Source organism: Shewanella eurypsychrophilus (genome assembly GCF_007004545.3).
In the GTDB taxonomy this organism is placed as follows: Bacteria; Pseudomonadota; Gammaproteobacteria; order Enterobacterales; family Shewanellaceae; genus Shewanella; species Shewanella eurypsychrophilus.
The window spans coordinates 1,433,528-1,454,662 of record NZ_CP045503.2 but is presented as its reverse complement, the minus strand read 5'-3'; the positions used below and the strand labels follow the sequence as shown (position 1 = coordinate 1,454,662).

Sequence of the window (21,135 nt, the reverse complement as noted above, 5' to 3'; positions counted from 1 at the left end):
GTTCAGTATAAATTATGCCTTCTCAGCCATTTTAGCCGTTGACCACTCACCTTGCTCAATACCCTCGATCTCAGGGAATTGTTTAGGATCGAACGTCGGAGTAAGTCCTTGCTTCATTTGCTTTTCGTAGTCTTTAATCACTGCGAATGCCACCTTAGATAACATGGTAATTGCCGCGATATTCACCAGTGCCATCAATCCCATAGAGACATCGGCAAAGTTCCATACTAGCTGTAGCGATGCTACTGAGCCTGCCATCACCATGGCTAAAACTAGACCTCGGAAAATGTAAAGCACCTTCTTGCTCTTAGTTAGGAACATGATGTTGCTCTCCGCATAGCTGTAGTTAGCAATGATTGAAGAGAAGCAGAAAAGTAAAATAGCAAAAGCGATAAAGTATGCAGACCAGCCACCCAGCTCATTAGTCAGTGCTAACTGTAGTAGACCAATACCAGCTTGATCGCCTGGGTTATCTAACACACCAGAAAGCAAGATAATTGCCGCAGAAGCACTACAGATCACTAAGGTATCGACAAATACACCGATCATCTGCACAAAGCCCTGCGATGCTGGATGATTAGGGTTTGGTGTAGCCGATGCTGCGATGTTAGCCGCACTCCCCATACCCGCTTCGTTTGAGAATAGTCCACGAGCAATACCCGCCATCATAGCGCCCATTGCACCACCAGCGGCCTCTTCCCAACCCAATGCACTCTTAACAATTAAGCTAAGTGCTGCTGGAACTTGATCGATATTGATAACCAATACCACCAAGGCAATAGCAAGGTAAGCCACAGCCATCACTGGCACGATCAACTCAGAAGCACGAGCAACTTTCTTCAGACCGCCACAGATAATGTAAGCAGAAGCCAGCATGACAACGATACCGACAATAGTCTTATCGAATCCAAATGCATTATTAAGTGCATCAGTAATGGTGTTAGCTTGCGCTGCGTTAAAGGCAAAACCAAAAGCGATAATAAGCAGGATTGAGAAGATGATTCCCATCCAGCGCTTACCGAGTCCTTGCTCCATATAGTAAGCTGGACCACCACGGAATTGGCCTTCACTGTCTTTAACTTTATAAACTTGAGCCAATGTAGACTCAACAAAGGCTGTCGCCATACCCAGTATCGCAATGAGCCACATCCAGAAGATCGCTCCGGCTCCACCCACTGTAATCGCTACCGCAACACCGGCCATGTTCCCCGTACCGACTCTTGCAGCCATTGAGGTACAGAAAACCTGGAATGATGAGATACCATCAACTTTTTCACGCCCCTGAATAACAAGCTTGGCACCATGGCCAAATAGACGAAACTGGATAAAGGCTAAACGTAGTGTAAAGAAGACACCTGCGGCGACCAGTACATACATAAGTACGCTGCCCCACAGTAAGCCATTTAACTTGTTAATCACCAATTCAATGGTGCTTACTAAAGATTCAAACATAATTTAATATCTATCCCCATGACAATCTCTCGAGATATCTAGCAACCCGTCGAGATTAGTCTGTTTAATTTCCCTTCATTTGCAAAAGTAAAATTGGTGAAATTTTCTTTTAGAATTGTCCTTTCGTGAATTTATTACATCACGCCACCAATTTTCGCTGCGGCAAAATAGCATACCATCAAAAGTAACGCGCGTGATCGGGATCACATTTAACCATTTACATAACACCTCAATCACACCAGTAAACAAAATTAAGTTAGTGTAGCAACCCATTAAACAAGATATTCACCTTAGCAGCGCAACAAAAATGAAATGTTATGACTTTACAAAAATAAGATGTAGGACACATTTTTGTAATAAAATTACAAATATAGTGTTTAACATGAGCTTTGATTAACTTTTTGCTTACTATAAATGGGGTTATTTATGTCACAACAGCAAGAGATCAGCGCGTTAAAGAAATTTGTAAGAGCTACAAACTTTCTAGCGACATCACAAATCTATTTAAAGAAAAACGTATTGCATAAGCGTGCACTTGCACACACAGATATCAAACCTAGACTATTAGGTCACTGGGGAACATGCCCTGGTATTAACTTTGTCTACGCTAACATCAACCGTCTTATTGTTAAAAACAACCGCTCATTCGTCTACCTTGTAGGCCCTGGACACGGTTTCCCAGCAGTACAAGCTAACCTTTTCATGGAAGGCTCTCTTAGTCATTATTACCCTGAAACCATTCCATACAATGAAGAAGGTATCACAGATATCTGTCAGAAGTTCTCAGCAGCTTATGGTTACCCTTCACACGCTAACCCTGAAGCTCCGGGACAAATTTTAGAAGGTGGCGAACTAGGTTATTCACTTTCAGTTGCTTGGGGTGCGGTGTTAGATAACCCAGATCTGATTGCAGCTTGTCTGATTGGTGACGGCGAGTCAGAAACTGGCCCGCTTGCCGCTTCTTGGTATGCCAACCGTTTAGTAGACCCTGCTACTAACGGCGCGGTACTACCCATAGTTCATATCAACGGTTATAAGATCTCTGGCCCAACGCGTATGGGTCGCATGAGCCATGAAGAACTGGATCTTGAATTTCGTGGTTTAGGTTACCACCCAATCATCGTTGATGATGAGCTCGAAGAAGACGTCTACGTTCAGATGACAAATGCCATGGACACGTCATATGAGATGATCACCGATATCCAGAAGCGCGCACGCAGCGGTGAAGATGTTGTTAAGCCACGCTGGCCTGTCATCTTAATGCGTACCGCTAAAGGTTGGACCGGTACGTCTGAGTACAATGGTAAGAAGCTTGAAGGTAACTGTGAATCTCATCAGGTTATTGTCAACAAGTGTGCTACAGATAAAGGTCACTTAGACGCACTAAACACTTGGTTATCAAGCTATAAGTTCGATGAACTTTATACAATTAACGATAAAGGCGAGCTAATCTTCGATAAAGAGATCCAATCTCTACTTCCGCCTAAGCAGTTAACTTGTGGTCAGCAACATCTTAGCTACGGTGGTGAAGTGGTTCGTGCACTTACCAATCCAGATCTATCTAAACTCGCTTACGGTCCAGAAACACCTCGTGGTACACGTGGCGTTTCTATGTACAAGATGGGTGAGTGGATGCGTGATGCGATGAAGCTTAACCGTGACCAACGTAACCTTCGTATCTTCAGCCCGGATGAAACTTACTCAAACCAACTTCAAGCCGTATTTGAAGAGACTGACCGTGCGTGGCAGTGGCCTATTGAAGAGTGGGACCAAGACATGGCCCGCGATGGTCGTGTCATCGAGCTGCTCTCTGAGAACTTGCTTTTCGGCATGATGCACGGTTATACCGTCACGGGTCGTCACGCCATGTTCCCAACTTATGAGGCTTTCTCACAAGTTGTCTCATCTATGGCTGACCAATACTGTAAGTATGTCTATGCGAGCCAAGGCGTACACTTCCGTAAGCCGGTACCATCATGTAACGTCGTTCTCTCTTCACTGTTAGAGCGCCAAGATCATAACGGTTACTCACATCAGAACCCATCATTCTTGGGCGCTATGCTAGAGAAACACCCTAAGATTATCTCTGCATATCTACCAGCAGATGGTAACAGCACATTGGTTTACACTGAGCGTGCCTATGCTGATCGCGATAAGCTAAACATCATCGTTGCCGGTAAGAAAGACTTGCCACAATGGCTATCACTCGATGAGGCCCGTCAACAGGCTAAAGATGGTGTCATGGTTTGGGACTTCGCTTCCGATGAAAACCCTGATGTTGTACTTGTGGGTTGTGGTGATTATGTCACCCAAGAAGCGATGGCTGCTCTGGTATTAATCAGAGAGATTCTCCCACGCATTCGTATCCGTTTCGTCAGTGTGACTGAATTAACCAGCAGCGGTCTTGGTAGCCTCGACTTCCAAAGCAAGCCATGGTTGATGGACGAAGTATTTACAACCGATAAGGGTGTTGTATTCAACTACCACGGTTACCCGAACACCATCAAGAAACTGGTATTCGATTATAAGGGCAGCGATCGCTTTAGAATCAAGGGTTATGAAGAGGAAGGTTCAACGACCACTCCATTCGATATGGGGGTACGTAACGGTACTTCTCGTTATCACTTAGTGATTGATATGGCGTACAAGCTATTCCAACAAGGTGTGATCGATGAGACTCAGCATGTTGCACTTACTACCGACATGCTACAGCGCTTAGTTGACCACAGAAACTACATCAAGGCCAACGGCGTCGACCCAATCAGCCTTGACAACTGGGTATGGACTCGATAGAGAACCAAGCAGAAGTTATAAGCAAATAATACTAAGTGCACTCTTTTAGAGTGCACTTTTTTTTGGCTTAAAAAGCCAAAAAATCACAACCAAACCAATAATAAGCTTGAATAGACTCACTAAAGCAATAGATAATATCGCCAGCTGGTAGATAAGCCAAAGGATCCCCGCCACAAAGTGCTAGCCGTGTTTTATCCTCTGATAAGACAGCATGGGGAACGGAACACAAAAAAAGGATTTGAAATGATGAACAATACATTGAAAGCTATTCTGCTGACTTCAATGCTTCCATTCGCTGCAAACGCAGCACAAGAGCTCACTCCCTGGTATGTCGGCGGCGGTCTTGGCGTAAATAATTACGAGCCAAACTGCGACATGAAGACCATGAAAGTCTGTGGTGAAGATGATCCTTACGCATGGGATGTGTTTGGTGGTTATCTTTTTAATGACTACTTCGGTGTGGAACTAGGCTATCGTGATCTTGGCCGTGCTGAATGGGTTGATTACGCTAATAAGATGAATGATGTAGGCGCTAAAGGGATGACCTTAGGTGTGGTCGGTTTCTGGCCTATTGCTAACCGCTGGAGTGTATCGGCTGAAGCGGGGGCGATGAACTATCTACTATCAAACAACAAGCAATACGGCAGTGAGTATTACAGTGATAGTGGTGTAGCTCCATATGTGGGTGCAGGTATCGGCTACAATATCAGTGAAAACCTTAAGCTTCAGGCTAAGTATCGTCGTTACGAAAACTTAGATGACGATAAGTCGAACACATTAGCAATGGAGAGTAACTACTGGGGCCTTGAACTTAGCTATCGTTTCGGCACGCCGGCACCAGCAGTTGTTGCTCCATTAGTCGTTGCGCCTATTGATTCAGACAATGATGGTGTCGTTGATGACTTAGATCAGTGTGCAGATACTCCGCCAACGCACAAAGTTGATGCAAAAGGTTGTACTGTCTATACAGAAACCACCGAGCAACGTGATGTGGGTTCGATTCTGTTTGCTAACAACTCAGCCGTTGTAAAAACTGAGTCGTACGAACGGATCGAAAAATTAGCGACTTATATGAACAAGACCCCTAAATCGACAGTATTAATCTCAGGTCACGCATCTGATGTCGGTAAAGCTGAATACAATATGGCGCTATCAGATAAGCGCGCCAAAGCTGTTGCTAAGATCCTTGTCGAGAAGTATGGCATTAGCCAAGATCGTGTAGCAGCTGAAGGGTTCGGTATCACTCAACCTGTCATAGAAGGCAATAATGCTGAAGCTAACAAGGCAAACCGTCGTATTGAAGCTCATGTTACAGGTGTAAAAAGAGAAGCGCTGATTAAATAAGTGCTTTAGGTTTGACGGTGAAGAGTCGCTAGTTTGTTTAGCGGCTTTTTACTCTAGATAACGTTGAACGTTTTTTTTGAGTCATCATCCAATAATAAAATTATTCATTATTCTTTATAGATGCACACAGGTGTAATGATAAACCGATATTTTATCGGTATCCAAACTAGTCAGACACGCTATACTCTTTATCTACCTAATTCTAGCTAGTATTCTACGAATACATTTGATGAATTTATGAGTTTAAAGCGTTTTTACTGATATTTTACAACTTTCCTGTAATTTTTTTTCATAAACGGTTGGAAATATCATCAAGATCGCTTCTAATACTCCCAAGTAATCACAAACCTTAAGCTGCTTCTTAAGAAAGGATGTTATTTTTATGGCTAATACACTCGAGCAATTGAAGTCTTTTACTACTATAGTCGCCGATACTGGTGACATTGAAGCCATCAAGCGCTATCAACCAGAAGACGCAACGACTAACCCGTCACTCATACTTAAAGCAGCCCAGATCCCTGATTATGGCCACCTTATTGATAACTCAATCACATGGGCCAAGTCACAAAGCGACGTAATTGAGCAACAGATTGAAGATGCTGGCGACAAACTCGCAGTGAATATCGGTGTCGAGATATTGAAAATAGTTCCAGGTCGTATCTCTACTGAAGTGGATGCGCGTCTCTCTTTCGACCAAGCTGGTTCAATCGAAAAAGCCCATAAGCTGATAAAGTTATATAAAGAAGCGGGCATAGATAAGTCTCGAATTTTAATTAAACTGGCTTCAACTTGGGAAGGGATCTGTGCGGCTAAACAGTTAGAGCAAGAAGGTATTAACTGTAACCTGACACTGCTTTTCAGTTTCGCTCAGGCACGTGCTTGTGCAGAAGCGGGCGTTTACCTTATCTCTCCTTTTGTAGGTCGTATTTTAGATTGGTACAAAAAAGACACAGGACTTGACTACAGCGCTAGTGAAGACCCGGGTGTTGTTTCGGTTACCGAAATCTACAACTATTACAAAAGCCATGGCTTCAACACTGTCGTCATGGGTGCTAGCTTCCGTAACACAGGTGAAATCCTCGAGCTTGCGGGCTGTGACCGTCTAACAATTGGCCCTGCACTGCTCGAAGATATGGCAAATTCACAGGCTCAAGTTGTGCGTAAACTTGTTCCTGTAGAATCATCAGTTACACCAGATGAGCCACTCACAGAAGCACAATTCCGCTGGGAATTTAACGAAGATCCTATGGCCGTTCAGAAACTTGCAGAAGGCATTAGAAACTTCGCTATCGACCAAGGCAAACTCGAAGTAATGCTGAAACAGAAACTAGCCTCTTAAAGGAGTAAGACTGGATGACTGAGCTAACCCAGAGCCAGACTTGGAATGAATTAGTCGCTCACACTGAGGCTTTGCCTCATATGAGAGCACTTTTTGAGTCGGATCCACAAAGATTCGATAAGATGTCGACAACGGCTTGTGATCTGTTTTTAGATTACTCAAAAAACAGAGCCAGCGAAGAAACCTTATCTCTGCTGTTCAAGCTTGCAGAAGAATGCAAACTTGAGTCGAAAATCAAGGCTATGTTCGACGGTGATGTGATTAACACCACCGAAAAACGAGCCGTGCTTCATACCGCACTTCGAGCGACTCCGGGACAGAAAATACTGCTTGATGGTGTCGATATCGTACAGGAAGTACAACAGGCTCAAGCCCAAATGGCGTCATTTGTCTCGTCTATCACCTCCGGAGATTGGAAAGGTTACACAGGCAAACCGATCACAGACATAGTCAGCATAGGTATTGGCGGCTCCTTTCTAGGTCCTAAAATTGTGTCTCAAGCACTGAGACCTTATTGGAATAAAGCGCTCAACTGCCATTTTGTTGGTAACGTTGATGGGACTTCGATCACTGAGAAACTCAAACCATTAGATGCTGAAACGACCCTGTTCATCATGTCATCTAAGTCTTTCGGTACTCAAGAAACATTAACAAACACCCTGAGTGCTAAAGATTGGTTTATTCAGCAAGGCGGCACACAAAGCGATATTGCTCAGCACTTTGTTGCTGTGACATCCAATGTAGCAAAAGCGACAGAGTTCGGCATAGATGCCAATAATATCTTCCCTATGTGGGACTGGGTGGGTGGTCGTTACTCATTATGGTCTGCCATAGGTCTTCCTATCGCTTTGATGATAGGGATGGATAACTTCCGTGAGTTGCTTAATGGTGCCCATCAGATGGATCAGCATTTTGCCAACACGCCGCTATCGGAAAATATGCCTGTCATTATGGGCTTATTCTCACTTCTCTATGGCAACTTCCATAACGCTCAGTCCCATGTTGTGCTCACTTATGATCATTACCTGAGGGGATTACCGGCTTATTTCCAGCAGCTTGATATGGAGAGTAATGGTAAATCAGTGACTTTAGATGGTACTCAAGTGGACTTTAGTACTGGACCTGTCATTTGGGGTGGAGAAGGCACCAATGGTCAACACGCCTACCACCAGCTATTACATCAAGGCACCGCATTGATACCTGCTGATTTCATTATGCCACTCAAAAGCCATAACCCATTAGGTGAGCATCATAAGCAGCTCGCATCGAACTGTTTTGGTCAAACCCAGGCATTAATGCAGGGCCGCTCCTACGAAGAGTCGTTAACTGAACTTGCAGGCAGTACGCTTTCTGAAAACGATAAGCGTACGATAGCGAAACATAAAGTGATGCAAGGCAACAAGCCAAGCAATACCATCTTAATGGACAAGCTAACACCTGCAACGTTAGGCTCTCTTATCGCCTTGTATGAACACAGAACTTTTGTGCAAGGTGCAATATGGGATATCAACTCATTCGATCAGTGGGGCGTTGAGTTAGGTAAAAATTTAGGTAATGACGTTTTAGAAAGGTTAAGTGCTACTGCAGATGCCACTGAACTTGATAGCTCCAGTAATGGACTTATCAATATGTTCAGACAACAAACTATTTAGTCGAACAACCCCAATTTACCGCAAGTCCTAAAAAAGCCAGTTTACACTGGCTTTTTTTTATTCCGTAGTTCAAAAACCTAAATACTGCAAATATTCTTAGCACTTAGCGCCAAATAACCACACCAAAAGCCATAAAACGTTCACCTAGCATTAACAAAAACGAAACATTTATCTTGCACACTATTTTAAAAGTATGGTATTTATTTGATTGAACAGTATTACAACAACAGGAGGTTGCCATGAATCGACTCGATTATGGAAGTGCGCTAGATACAGTGGTAGAAAGACCAAGCCGCTCGAGAAGCTCCAATAAGAAGCGCAAATGGCGTGAAATTGAGGCCCTAAAAGAGAAGCATCGCTTACTTAAAGAACTTCAAGATATCGATAGTAGCTTTGATTGTGAATTGGACAACCTGCTGATGTAACCACATCAATAAGAAAGAGCGCACATGCGCTCTTTTTTTTCCCTAGGTACTAGGTACTAGCTCCTAAAAACTATATTTCTACTCATCTTTAGTGATGTAATCCCGTAGCTCTTCAAATACCACATTGTCATTATCACTGAAGAGAGGATCATCAATAAGTTTTAAAGTGCATAACGCTTGTATCTCTTGCCAATCTGTTTGCCCTATGACTTCGGCCCATAGTGGAAACACTTCAGTTTCTTCGTACCTCATATGCTCCTCTTGTTGAGTGACATAAGATTTGAGGTCCAACACCAACTGATCTTTCGATATAACCACATCGCTCAATATAAGATTTAATGACGCCATTAATGATGCCGAAGCATCTACCAACGTCTGGTGCTGCGTCGCCAACTTGTCATCAGTCTCAGATTGAGCCGTTTTTTTCAAATAGTAACTATAAATAATGTCTTCTAAAGGGTGATGGCTATGCTCTGCATAACTTTGCATGTACTCAACAATATCTCTGATGAGGTTAAAGTTAACCGCTTCTCCTTGAGCCAATCGACTTTGTTTCACCTTCAGAATTTTGAGCAATATCGCGATATGCTTATGATCATGATTAAGTCTTGCAAGCATAGTTGTCTCCATAATCCGAACATCCTTATATACAATATTAGTAAAAAGATTAAATATCACCCAATATATCAAAAGGATTTGTTAGGATGTTCTGATTAAGATCAACGAAACAGGAACTAGTTAAATAAACTAAATCAATATGCTACATATATCCACAGCCTTAAATATCGAGTCCAATTAAGCATTATTCATGGGCTTAAATTCAAGGTATGAAACTGAAAAATAGTTATTATCTTTTAAATTAACACAATGAAAGTTAATCTTTCCTCAGGAAGCGACACTCGACTCAACCACATTTTTAACCGTATTTAACGAGCCCTGTAGACGATAAAACGCATCTCCAGCTGAGTTTGCTTCTTTTAAATTTCTCTCAACCAGAGAGGCAAAATAATCCTCTTGCTCCTCGGTCATATCTAGCACATGAAAACTACTGCGGATCTCTGTGGTCATTCCAGTTAAGGCAGCACTAAATTTTTCATCGTGCTCTAAGATTGCACCACTGATACTCCCCAACAGAGCTTGTATCTCCATAAACACATGCTGCAATGTTTGCTGACGACCAATATCCATCACTCGAGCTTCAAGTCCCTCTACAATGACAGCAATGACATCCCTTAGTCGACCATAGAGAACTTCATCGTCCATTGGCATATTCTTTATCAAAAACGATACATGCTTGTCGTTACAAATCGTACGACTACCAAAGTCATACAACCTTCCATGCTTATCAAGTAACTCTAAGATATTAGCTTCAATGGGGCTAATATCTGCATTTTTAGGCGCAAAATAATGCACTTCACTGTCTCTTATCTCAAGGCAGGTATTAAGGTTTAACTGCTGCATCAAGTCAAAAAATGCATCCGCTAAGCTTTGATAGTCTTGACATAGAAAGCATTGACGAAAGAACTGTAAAACCGCGCCATACTGAGATGATTCAGTCATAGACTGAAAAGCCATATTTCTCGACATCGACTCAGCTTGTACCAGAGAACGCTTTTTAGCTTGATAGGTAGCAACGGCCTGGACCTTGGCAAGCAACTCTTTTAACTCAAAAGGCTTGGCAATAAAATCCACAGCACTAACGTCGTAGGCTCTCAGCCTTTCTTCTAAGGTATTCATTCCTGAGACGAAGATCACTGCACAGTCTTTGCCTGACTCTGTGAGCTCCCGACAGAGTTCTATACCACTCACATCAGGTAAGTTAATGTCCATTAACACCAGATCTGGTGTCATATCTTCTAATGCCTGCCGATATGAACTTGCATCATAAAAAACCGATACTTGATAATGATCGCAGAGCATTTCTCGAATGAGTTCACAATAATCCTGATCATCATCTACTATCCATACTAATATCTCATCCATCACAAAATCCCTCTCAAAAGGCTGCTAATACTGTCAGAAGCACATTCTATATATTCAACATCAACTAGATTAATAACCACTATCTTCATTCCTATGACATCCTTGTTTAAATCTAAAAGTTTAAATCTAAAAATAAAAAGTTTACTCATGCTTACTAACAATCATTTGCCTAACAAGGCTAGTTGCACTCTCTTTGTGAAAACTTAATCCCTATCTGCTGCAGTGCCTCAACTAAACCGTCTAAGGCAAATGGCTTATGTAACACTTTGTAGGGCATCTCATCATTACTCTTGATGCCTATATCTCCAATAAAGCCGGAGATAAGTAACACTGAAATATCTTGCTTGCCACTGATCTCCTTGGCTAATTCATAACCATTGATCCCTCCTGGCATCAAAACATCGGTGATTAATAGTTCAATACCATTTAAGCCACTTTTAAACTTTTCTCTAACTTCTAAGGGGTCAGAATAAGCCTCTACGTCCATACCCAAAATTTCACAGTAATCTTTTAATACGCAAAGCAGATCTTCTTCATCATCAACAATCAAGACTTTTAGCTTTGTAGACAGCTTAGGTGCCTCTGGTCGTTCTTCATCCTGAAGAGGATGTCGCTGGACATCCTTTGCAACAGGAAACCAAAGTCTAAATTCAGTACCTTCGTTATCAGACTTAATCACACTCATGTATCCTTTAGAGCGTTTAACAAAACCATAAACCATTGAGAGCCCTAATCCTGTCCCGTCACTCTTATCTTTAGTGGTAAAGAATGGATCAAATATCTTCTCTAATATGTGGGAGTCAATACCTTTCCCCGTATCAATGACAGAGACGGTAATATACTGACCAGTTTCAACCATAATTCGTCCTGTCAGCCCAGGCAGTGAGCCTGCGAGCCCTTCTTTACCCGTTCTGATTGTGATCTGCCCCTCTCCTCCCATCGCATCTCTGGCATTTAATACAAGATTCAACAAGGCATCTTCAAGATCGCCTCTGTCGACCAAAATCTCAGCAAAGTCTTCACTGAGTTCTAGTACTAAGTTAATTTGAGTCGTTAAAGACTTACCAATGAGTTCTTCTATTCCCTCTACAACATGATTGACCTGGTGATGATTTGCGCTAAATTGTTCTTGCCTGGAGAACTGTAAAAGCCGTCTCGTTAGGTCGGTTCCTCGCTGGCAAGCTTTAAAGGCTGTCGCAAGATAACGTACAATCTTGTCCTCTTTAACTTTTAGCTCCATCAATTCTAAATTGCCCCTGAGCACCCCGAGAATATTATTGAAATCATGAGCAATCCCTCCAACCAGCTGCCCCATGGCCTGCATTTTTTGGGTTCGTGCCATGATATGTTGCAACTGCTTATGCTCAGTAATATCTCTACCGACTAAGGCAAATAAACTTCCATGCTCACTGTGCTCTTCAAGCGCGACCAAATGCATATGCAATAACGCCTCTTCCTTATCAGCCTTAGTACAAATCAACTCACCGTCAAACTCGGTTCTCGTATCAATGGCTTGTAATAATTCACTTTGTTCATTGCCATTAAGCGCTGTGCCATTAGTTAGATCATCCTGAAACAATAAGGTTATAGGCTTACCAATCAGCTGACTACGCGGGTAATGACTAATACTCGTCGCTGCAGCATTGGCATACATGATACTTGGCACCCCAAACGGAGAGCGGCTGGCGACCAGAATTAAATCTTCACTATTACTGACTATTGACTGAAACATCTCACTATCAACTGAATGAACCACACGTGTACGTGCCCTCTCCTGCCACTCAACAGTTTGTTGGACCAACATCCCCATAAGAATGTCTGAAAGTAGTTCATTTGCGCTTAATAGAAAGGAAAGCCACTGATCGCTAGATGAATGGAAAAATATTTGAATATTGACCCGCTTTGCAGGCCATACAACAAAGGATTGCCAACGATGTACCATGGGTTCCTGATTGACAAATGGCCAAGCCTTAGCCTCTTTCCATAAGGTTAAGTACCTCACCGGATCACGGCACCAACACGTTGCTGATGCTGGCATATCATCAGAACCGAGTGAATCTTTAGAAATAATTAGCACTGCTTGAGATTGACTGACTTCGGCCAGAATTCGGCAAAGAGGTAAAAGGATATCTTCGCCATTAATAAAGCCCGCTTGTAACTTTCCCAGCTCGGCTAATAATCTAGGCCAAAATGAATTGGTATCTGTTTGAGAGAATTCTTTAAACACTGTAGAGTCCGTTCCCTATCATCCGTGAAGTTACTGCTTATTCACTTTGCCACTGTGATCCAAACAGAAGGTTGAATAAAGCATAGTAAAACTGAAATGATTCGCGATAAAAAAAGCAACAAAGCTTGTAACTTTTTCTTTCAACCCAATATAAAGGAACACCATTGATGACCACTTCTAGGTGGATTGGCGCTCATGTGAGTGCCGCTGGCGGAATACAGAATGCCCCTATAAATGCGCAAAAGCTTGGCGCTGATGCTTTTGCACTTTTCACAAAAAATCAACGAAGATGGCAAGCCGCTCCCTTAGGGTTAGCTCAGATTGAATCCTTTAAGCAAAATTGCATCGAAGCCAATATCGCCAGTGAAGCCATACTTCCCCATGACAGCTACCTGATTAATCTTGGTCACCCAGACCCAATACAGTTAGAAAAATCTAGACTCGCGTTTTTTGATGAGATACAGCGCTGTGAACAGATGGGATTAACTTTGCTTAACTTCCACCCGGGAAGTCATCTTAGAAAAATTGAAATTTCAAAATGTCTTTCTAACATTAGTGATTCTATAAATATGGCTTTGGATAGGAGCAAAAATGTCACAGCCGTCATAGAAAATACTGCTGGGCAAGGTTCTAACTTAGGTCATAGTTTTGAGCAACTTGCAGAAATTATTCAAGCTGTTGAAGATAAATCACGAGTAGGGATCTGTCTCGACACCTGTCATATGTTTGCCGCAGGTTACGATCTCACCTCAGAGGAGGCTTGCCAGCATAGCTTCAAGCTATTTGATGATATTGTCGGAGATAAATATTTAAAAGCCATGCATTTAAATGATAGTAAGACACCGCTCAACAGCAGAGTTGATCGACATGAATCTTTAGGTGTTGGTCAGATAGGTCAAGCAGCATTTAGCTTTATAATGAATCATCCAGCAACTGAACATATTCCCATGGTCTTGGAGACCGTCAATGCAGATATTTGGACACAAGAGATAAACTGGCTTCGAAGTCTATCCAAATAGTGAATATTCAATGAGAAGATGAAGCGTTATTGCAGGCACTTGTAGATAACTGCAACGACTTTTGTCTCCTCACCCTCATCAACCTGTAACCATACGATATGAGTACCGCCTATCTCTTCACCATAAGCCATCGCTTGCAACTTAGCATCTTGTAAAGCAAATTCACCCGTGCCTTTTCCTCGGGCCATAGCAAAACTGTCGCAATGGGTCACTTCAAAATCATAAGCTTCATTTATTCGGTGATAAAACTGCTGCTCATCTTCAGATGTCGCACAACCTAATAACAAACTACAAGCAAACAAAACTGGTACAAATTTCAACACCGTATAAAACCTTATCGACAAACCGTGGCGCAAGATATAAAAATCGGCCGTCAAGTTACGTGATCAAGATCACACAAACACTCCACCACAAGTTACATATAGATACACAGGTTACTAGATTCATGCATTACTGGTACCTGCCAGATAAAACCTTAAACCCACCACACCAAAAACACAAAATACTTACATTGTGAGTCTTAGTGCAACAAACGTTAGTTAGGCAATAAAAAAGAGGGCTATGCCCTCTTTCATCTATTCACAAACAAACATTACAGAATCTTGAATAGATGTGCTTTCAAGTCTGCAAAATTATCATTTAAGCTGACTGACAAGATCTCTTTCAGCTCAACAGCTTCAAGCTCTTGCGGTAGAGGCAGATCGGTTTTGAGTTCACGATCGACCACATCTTTAAATTTTGCCGGATGAGCAGTCCCCAAAAACACCCCTCTTTCATCTTCAGACATGGATAAGTTAAGTGCTTGAGCTGCAATTGCAGCATGGGGCTCAGAGAGGTAACCCACAGCATTTAGCTCAGCCAAGGCAGATGATGTATCAGATTCTGACAATGCAACACCTGTAACGTCTGCCAGTGACCAATCCATTGTCTCGATTATCGCTTCGACTCTAGGCCAGTTACTTGGCTCAGCAACATCCATGGCATTCGACATAGTTGCAACTGTAGTATGAGGGAGCCAATCACCATTATCTAAGTAACGCGGAACGGTATCATTGCTGTTTGTCGCAGCGATAAAGCGCTTCACTGGTAGCCCCATTGCTTTAGCAAACAGTCCAGCCGTTAAATTACCAAAGTTACCACTTGGTACAGAGATCACTGGGTCTTGGTTATGTTGTCGTTTAAACTGGGCAACAGCTTCAAAGTAGTAACAGATCTGAGCAAGCAAGCGACTGATATTAATTGAGTTTGCTGAATTTAGATGCAAACCATCTCGGACATCGCTGTCTTCAAACGCTTGCTTTACTAACGCCTGGCAAGCATCGAAGTCTGACTCGACAGACACTGTATGGATATTATTGCCTAGAGTCGTAAACATTTTTTCCTGTAACAGGCTAATTTTGCCTTTAGGATACAATACAACAACATTAATATTATCTAAGCCATAAAAAGCATCTGCAACTGCAGCACCGGTATCACCAGATGTCGCCGTAAGAATGTTAATCTTGTCATCTGAAGCGAGTTCACTGAGACACTGCGCCATAAATCGAGCGCCGAAGTCTTTAAAGGCCAGAGTCGGCCCATGGAATAACTCCAGACAAAACCTTTTGTCGTCGACTTTAACTAATGGCAATTCAAAGTTAAATGCCTTCTCAACCAATTGATCAACTTTATCTTGCCCTAACTCAGTCGCTAACCAGGCACCTAATACCTGCTTGCAACGTTCGACAAAAGGAAGTTCGAGTAATGCATCAACATCTTGCAAAACCGGGATTTTACTTGGGAAAAATAACCCCCTGTCTTTACCTAGACCTAATTTTAATGCTTGAGTAAAGCTCACCACCTGAGACGGGTGTTTAAGATTGTACAATTCCATAATAGTTAACCTTCAATGCTGATTCTTATAAATACTGATTTCTTATAAATATGAGTCTAATCTTCTCGGCGAGTACCTTGAGTATCTAGCTTACAAATATGAGAAAACCCTTTACCCGTCTCTACATAATTTTGATCTAACCAGGCTTGCGCCTTTTGCGCAGTCTGCAAATTATCAGTGATTGAGAAGAGTGTTGGACCACTACCAGAAATACCTGTGGTGAGCATGCCTATCTCAGATAGTGCAGATCTGGACTCTTCATAACCGGGAATTGCAGATGCTCGATAAGGCTCGGCCAACACATCTTTAAGCACCGAAATAGCCAATTTGGGATCTTGTCGATAGGACGCATGCACGAAGGCACTGAGATATCGACCGAAATCAATGGCGACTGACTTGTCATATTGCGCTGGCAGTAGATCCCGCATCTTAGCCGTAGACAGGGAGATCCCAGGATATGCAACCACCCAATACCAATCGTCAAATGTTGGAATAGCATCGCAAACTTTTTCAGGCGCATCTAACATTAGCTGCATGCCACCTAAGTAACAGGGGGCAACATTATCATAATGCACCGAACCACTGATTTTACCTTCGAAATCACCCATTAATCGCAATAATGCTTGTTCCTCATAAGGGCGATCAAAATATTCATTCAAGGCGTAAAGTGCTGCGACGACTGAGCTAGCACTCGAACCTAAACCACTACCGACGGGCAGATTCTTTTCTAGCACTAACTTTACACCGTCAGTTCTGTTTAATTTGTCTAAAAAGAACTCGGCACATTGAAAAACAATATTCTCTTTAGGATCTTGAGGTAGCTTATCAGCCCAGTGACCCGCTAGGGATAAATGAATACCCGTTTCAGCCGAACTGATAGATACTCGATCTCCGAGCAAACTGCCATCGATTGGCGCTAATGCCCCGCCAAGCAGATCAAATCCAACACCGACATTCCCCATAGAAGCCGGAGCATAAACAGTTAGGCTCATAAAAAACGTCCCCCATCATTACTCATAAAGACACCGTTCATATCACAGCGACTCAAAAAAGCTGGCGCACTAGAAATGCTCAAACTCATGCGCTCATCTCCCGAGTCCAGTTCAATGTTCTTAATAGGTCAGCAAAGACACCTGCTGCTGTCACATCGGTTCCGGCACCATAACCTCTGAGCACAAACGGGATCGGCTGATAATAGCGGCTATAGAAAGCCAGTGCATTCTCACCACCTTTGACGCTATAGAGAGGATCTTGAGCATCAACTTCAGCAATTTTAACCCGACAACCTTGGTCATCAATTTGACCCACATATCTAAGAACTTTACCTTCACTCTTGGCCTTTTCAACCCATTGAGCGATCTGTTGATCGAGTTTTGGCAAGTTAGCCATAAAGGCTGAAACATCACCAGATGCATCAAAAGAATCAGGTAACACTGATTCAATACTTATGTCATCAAGTTCCAGATCTAAGCCCACTTCACGAGCAAGAATAAGCACTTTTCTCGCGACATCCATACCGCTGAGATCATCACGAGGATCCGGTTCAGTAAAGCATTTGTCCCTCGCTATACCCGTCGCTTCTGACAGCGTCATACCTTCATCTAGCATGCCAAATATGTATGAAAGTGACCCTGATAAAATACCATTAAACTTGAGTAACTTGTCGCCAGCGAACAAGAGCTTTTTCAGATTATCGATAACTGGCAGTCCAGCACCTACAGTTGTCTCATAAAGAAATTGTCTGCGCTGCTTAAGTGCAGTTGCTCTTAACTGTCGATAATAAGCAATGTCACGAGTATTGGCTTTTTTATTGGGTGTGACGACGTGCAAGCCTGCATTCATCACATCGACATAACGATCTGATACATGCTCGCTAGAAGTACAATCGACCAAAACCGGATTAAGCAGTTGCTGCTCTTTAGCCCATTTTAACATCAGCTCAAGATCGCATGGAGTTTGGCAATCCGCCAACAGCCCCTGCCACTGATTAAGATCAACACCTTTAGCATCGAGTAGCATATGACGTGAGTTAGCGATACCACAGACTCTAATACTGATATGTTCTTGCTTTAACATCTCTGTTTGTTGCTTGATTTGTGCTAGTAAACCCGCGCCGACATTACCTGAACCGACTAAGAATACATCCAGATAATGCTGAACATCGAAGAAGCTTTGATGACAAGCAGAGATAGCATGCTTAGTCTTTCTTTGCTCAATAACAGTAGAGATAGAACGCTCAGAGGAGCCCTGAGCAATAGCGATGATGTTAACCGTCGCTTGGGCAAGTGCTTGGAAGAACTTACCCGCGACGCCCTTATGGGTGCGCATGCCATCGCCAATTAATGACACTATGGCTAAATCATGGCGCATCTCTATCGGTTCTAAGATATCGCTTTTAAGCTCTAGTTCGAACTCAAGCTCTAAAGATGCCTTGGCCTTGCGTGCATCTGAGGTATTAATACAGAAGCTAATACTATACTCAGAAGAGCTTTGAGTAATAAGCGAAATAGATATTCCTGCACGAGAAATGGCCCCCAAAGTACGGCTAGCCATCCCCACCATGCCTTTCATACCAGGGCCAGAGATATCGAACATAGTCTGTTCGTCTAAATTAGAGATAGCTTTTACATTTAAACCACTTTTATCAGCTTCATTGGACACTAAAGTGCCCGGTGCTTGGGGATTAAAACTGTTACGGATATAACAAGGAATATGGTATTGAGCAATTGGAGCTATGGTTTTAGGATGTAATACTTTTGCGCCAAAATACGACAGTTCCATTGCCTCTTGGTAACTCAATTGAGATAATAATTTGGCATCACTTACTACGCGCGGATCTGTGTTATACACACCATCGACATCAGTCCAAATTTCGCAGCAAGATGCTCCAATACAAGCCGATAATACCGCTGCAGAATAATCTGAACCATTACGCCCAAGTATCACGGTGCGCCCTTGCTCATCTCCCGCAGTAAATCCAGGCATAACCCAGACATCGAACTCGGCTAAGGCGACTTGGTTGAATCGTGTTTTACTGGCTTCAATATCGACCAGAGACTCTAAAGGATCACCACTCGCTAACAGTAAGCTTTGTGGGATGAGTTGCTCAGAACTCAGTCCTTTTGAGCGGATCAATTGCACCATTAACGCCGCTGACAACTTTTCACCGCCAACAACGACTTCGGCTTTAACAAAGTCAGGACACTCATTAAGCAAACTAATACCAAGCAGTTTGTCTTGCCAAAAACTCAGCTGTTGGGCCAATTTCGACATCAGTAAATCATTCTGTGCAGTTTGCAATACAGAAGAGGCTTCCTGGTAAAGCTTGTTAAAAACGGACTCAACAGCAGCGAGTACCGATTTATAGTCTCCACCGCTAACAGCAAGGTCAACCATTTCGAGCAAACCATTGGTAACAGTGGCAGGCGCCGATAACACAACAGCCACTGACTCTTTCTTTGCCATATCTGCCACAATGTCAGCTGCAGTATTAAATCGTTGCCAATTGGCCAGCGAGGTACCACCAAATTTCATTACTTTCATATCTTCTCCTTGTACCACGCTACCTTAGAAACAAAAAAGCCCGCTCCTTGTAGTGGGAGCGGGCTATTATTTACATTCTTTAAAGTATGTTCAGCCTGCCCCCACGAAAATAATCGTGGTGGTTGTAATAATGGTGGTTACAACGTTATTCAGGCTATGCATTTGAAAATTAACTCTTCCAAGAACGATTAAAATCTGTGACTACAGAATTGCTTTTTTTCAAGTGCTATGTCAACCCTTTATTAACAAGTTAATTAAAAAACTCAATCAGCCACTAAAAACATCACATATAAGTAGGACAAACATTTTTCTTTACAGTAACAGCGCCATTTAGTGCCTATATAGAAAGTGTAAAATGTTTACGTCAACGTAATCACAAAAGCCAACAGGTTGATAATAAAAAATTAAATTCCACAACATTAAAGCGGCGTATTAAACATGATAAAATATGATGTTGCTTAGGCATAACTTAACTAGCATATAAAATCTGATATTTTCAATAAAAAAACGACATTAAATCAGTGTGAATTTATTTTCATAAAATATAACTTTTTAATCACTATATATCGTTTTCATATTTTATTATTCACATTAATATCGCGCTTTGGAACAGGGTTATCCTGTTTAATAGTGAACTTTGTATCATAAGCTGATTCAAATCATCGCCAATCATTAGAAACCCAGCTAGAATGCGCGCACATTCTGAATTGGAGGCGATATGAAAATCACCCAACACTGCGCTGTAAGCATTCACTACCGTTTAACTAATGAGCAAGGCGAGTTAATTGAAGACTCTTTCGGCGGTGAGCCAATGCTCTACCTGCATGGCGCTGACAATATGATCCCAGGCTTAGAAGCTGAACTTGAAGGCAAGGTTGCTGGTGACAAATTAGAAGTCTCTGTTAGCTCAGAGAGTGGATATGGTCCTTACCATGACGGCTTACGCCAAGAAGTACCGGTAAGTGCTTTCGGTGATATCCAAGATATCGTACCAGGTATGCGTTTCATTGCAGAAACTGAAATGGGTCAACGCCCAGTTCAGGTCAAAGAAGTTAAAGATGATGTGGTTATTGTCGATGGTAACCACCCATTAGCTGGCCAATCTCTAAGCTTCAGCGTTGAAGTACTAGAAGTCCGTGAAGCCAGCGCTGAAGAGATTGCCCATGGCCATATTCACGCCCATGGTAGCTGTGGCTCAGAACATGAACATGAAGGTGGTTGTTGTGGTGGTTCCGATCATGAACATAAACATGAAGGCGGATGCTGCAGTGAGAAAGAAGATGAGCCCGCTAAAGAAGGTTGCGATGGTAATGGCGGTTGTGGTTGTAAACACTAATAGCCAAACTAAAGCTATATGAGCTTTTAATGATTAAAGCATAATTTTGCTTTAACTCATTATAAATGGTTCTAAGCCCATCGACGCTTTTACTGCCAGATGGGCTTTCTTTACTCTATACTCAGCTAATCGAAATGCGATGGATTCGC

General features: G+C 42.5%; 15 protein-coding genes. 7 read left to right on the top strand and 8 right to left on the bottom strand.

Annotated features, from left to right (window positions below):
- Window positions 1–12: 12 nt before the first annotated feature.
- The gene (locus FM038_RS06085; protein ID WP_142872430.1) at window positions 13–1,452 is read right to left on the bottom strand and encodes an alanine/glycine:cation symporter family protein; all 1,440 of its coding nucleotides are present in this window, start codon (window positions 1,450–1,452) and stop codon (window positions 13–15) included.
- A 426-nt stretch (window positions 1,453–1,878) separates the two neighbouring features.
- Between FM038_RS06085 and FM038_RS06080 the strand changes: the two genes are divergently transcribed.
- From FM038_RS06080 to FM038_RS06060, 5 genes are all read left to right on the top strand, one after another.
- A complete protein-coding gene (locus tag FM038_RS06080) occupies window positions 1,879–4,245 on the top strand; it encodes a phosphoketolase family protein (protein ID WP_142872429.1) in 2,367 nt (788 codons plus the stop codon).
- Between the two features lie 243 nt (window positions 4,246–4,488).
- Window positions 4,489–5,589, top strand: coding sequence for an OmpA family protein (locus FM038_RS06075; protein WP_142872428.1), 1,101 nt, complete (start codon window positions 4,489–4,491; stop codon window positions 5,587–5,589).
- A gap of 382 nt (window positions 5,590–5,971) precedes the next feature.
- Window positions 5,972–6,928: a transaldolase gene (gene tal, locus FM038_RS06070; protein ID WP_142872427.1), complete on the top strand. Its 957-nt coding sequence runs from the start codon at window positions 5,972–5,974 to the stop codon at window positions 6,926–6,928.
- Between the two features lie 14 nt (window positions 6,929–6,942).
- Window positions 6,943–8,580 (top strand): glucose-6-phosphate isomerase, encoded by a 1,638-nt coding sequence (gene pgi / locus FM038_RS06065; RefSeq protein WP_142872426.1) that lies wholly within the window; start codon window positions 6,943–6,945, stop codon window positions 8,578–8,580.
- 239 nt (window positions 8,581–8,819) lie between these two features.
- On the top strand, window positions 8,820–9,005 hold the full coding sequence (locus FM038_RS06060) for a DUF3545 family protein (protein ID WP_076407788.1): 186 nt from the start codon (window positions 8,820–8,822) through the stop codon (window positions 9,003–9,005).
- 78 nt (window positions 9,006–9,083) lie between these two features.
- Here FM038_RS06060 and FM038_RS06055 read toward each other — a convergent pair whose 3' ends face one another.
- The 3 genes from FM038_RS06055 to FM038_RS06045 all read right to left on the bottom strand — a co-directional run bounded on the left by FM038_RS06055 (window position 9,084) and on the right by FM038_RS06045 (window position 13,215).
- The gene (locus FM038_RS06055; RefSeq protein ID WP_223293010.1) at window positions 9,084–9,623 is read right to left on the bottom strand and encodes a hemerythrin domain-containing protein; all 540 of its coding nucleotides are present in this window, start codon (window positions 9,621–9,623) and stop codon (window positions 9,084–9,086) included.
- A 267-nt stretch (window positions 9,624–9,890) separates the two neighbouring features.
- The gene (locus FM038_RS06050) at window positions 9,891–10,988 is read right to left on the bottom strand and encodes a response regulator transcription factor (protein ID WP_142872424.1); all 1,098 of its coding nucleotides are present in this window, start codon (window positions 10,986–10,988) and stop codon (window positions 9,891–9,893) included.
- 178 nt (window positions 10,989–11,166) lie between these two features.
- A complete protein-coding gene (locus tag FM038_RS06045) occupies window positions 11,167–13,215 on the bottom strand; it encodes a hybrid sensor histidine kinase/response regulator (protein WP_142872423.1) in 2,049 nt (682 codons plus the stop codon).
- Between the two features lie 167 nt (window positions 13,216–13,382).
- Between FM038_RS06045 and nfo the strand changes: the two genes are divergently transcribed.
- Window positions 13,383–14,234, top strand: coding sequence for a deoxyribonuclease IV (nfo, locus tag FM038_RS06040; protein WP_142872422.1), 852 nt, complete (start codon window positions 13,383–13,385; stop codon window positions 14,232–14,234).
- A gap of 26 nt (window positions 14,235–14,260) precedes the next feature.
- Here nfo and FM038_RS06035 read toward each other — a convergent pair whose 3' ends face one another.
- From FM038_RS06035 to thrA, 4 genes are all read right to left on the bottom strand, one after another.
- On the bottom strand, window positions 14,261–14,557 hold the full coding sequence (locus FM038_RS06035; RefSeq protein WP_142872421.1) for a hypothetical protein: 297 nt from the start codon (window positions 14,555–14,557) through the stop codon (window positions 14,261–14,263).
- Window positions 14,558–14,826: 269 nt separating this feature from the next.
- Window positions 14,827–16,107 (bottom strand): threonine synthase, encoded by a 1,281-nt coding sequence (gene thrC, locus FM038_RS06030; RefSeq protein WP_142872420.1) that lies wholly within the window; start codon window positions 16,105–16,107, stop codon window positions 14,827–14,829.
- A 56-nt stretch (window positions 16,108–16,163) separates the two neighbouring features.
- Window positions 16,164–17,099: a homoserine kinase gene (gene thrB, locus FM038_RS06025; protein WP_142872419.1), complete on the bottom strand. Its 936-nt coding sequence runs from the start codon at window positions 17,097–17,099 to the stop codon at window positions 16,164–16,166.
- Between the two features lie 85 nt (window positions 17,100–17,184).
- Window positions 17,185–19,650, bottom strand: a complete 2,466-nt coding sequence (gene thrA, locus FM038_RS06020; protein ID WP_142872418.1) for a bifunctional aspartate kinase/homoserine dehydrogenase I — start codon at window positions 19,648–19,650, stop codon at window positions 17,185–17,187.
- A gap of 718 nt (window positions 19,651–20,368) precedes the next feature.
- Between thrA and slyD the strand changes: the two genes are divergently transcribed.
- Window positions 20,369–20,986, top strand: coding sequence for a peptidylprolyl isomerase (gene slyD, locus FM038_RS06015; protein ID WP_142872417.1), 618 nt, complete (start codon window positions 20,369–20,371; stop codon window positions 20,984–20,986).
- Window positions 20,987–21,135 lie beyond the last annotated feature (149 nt).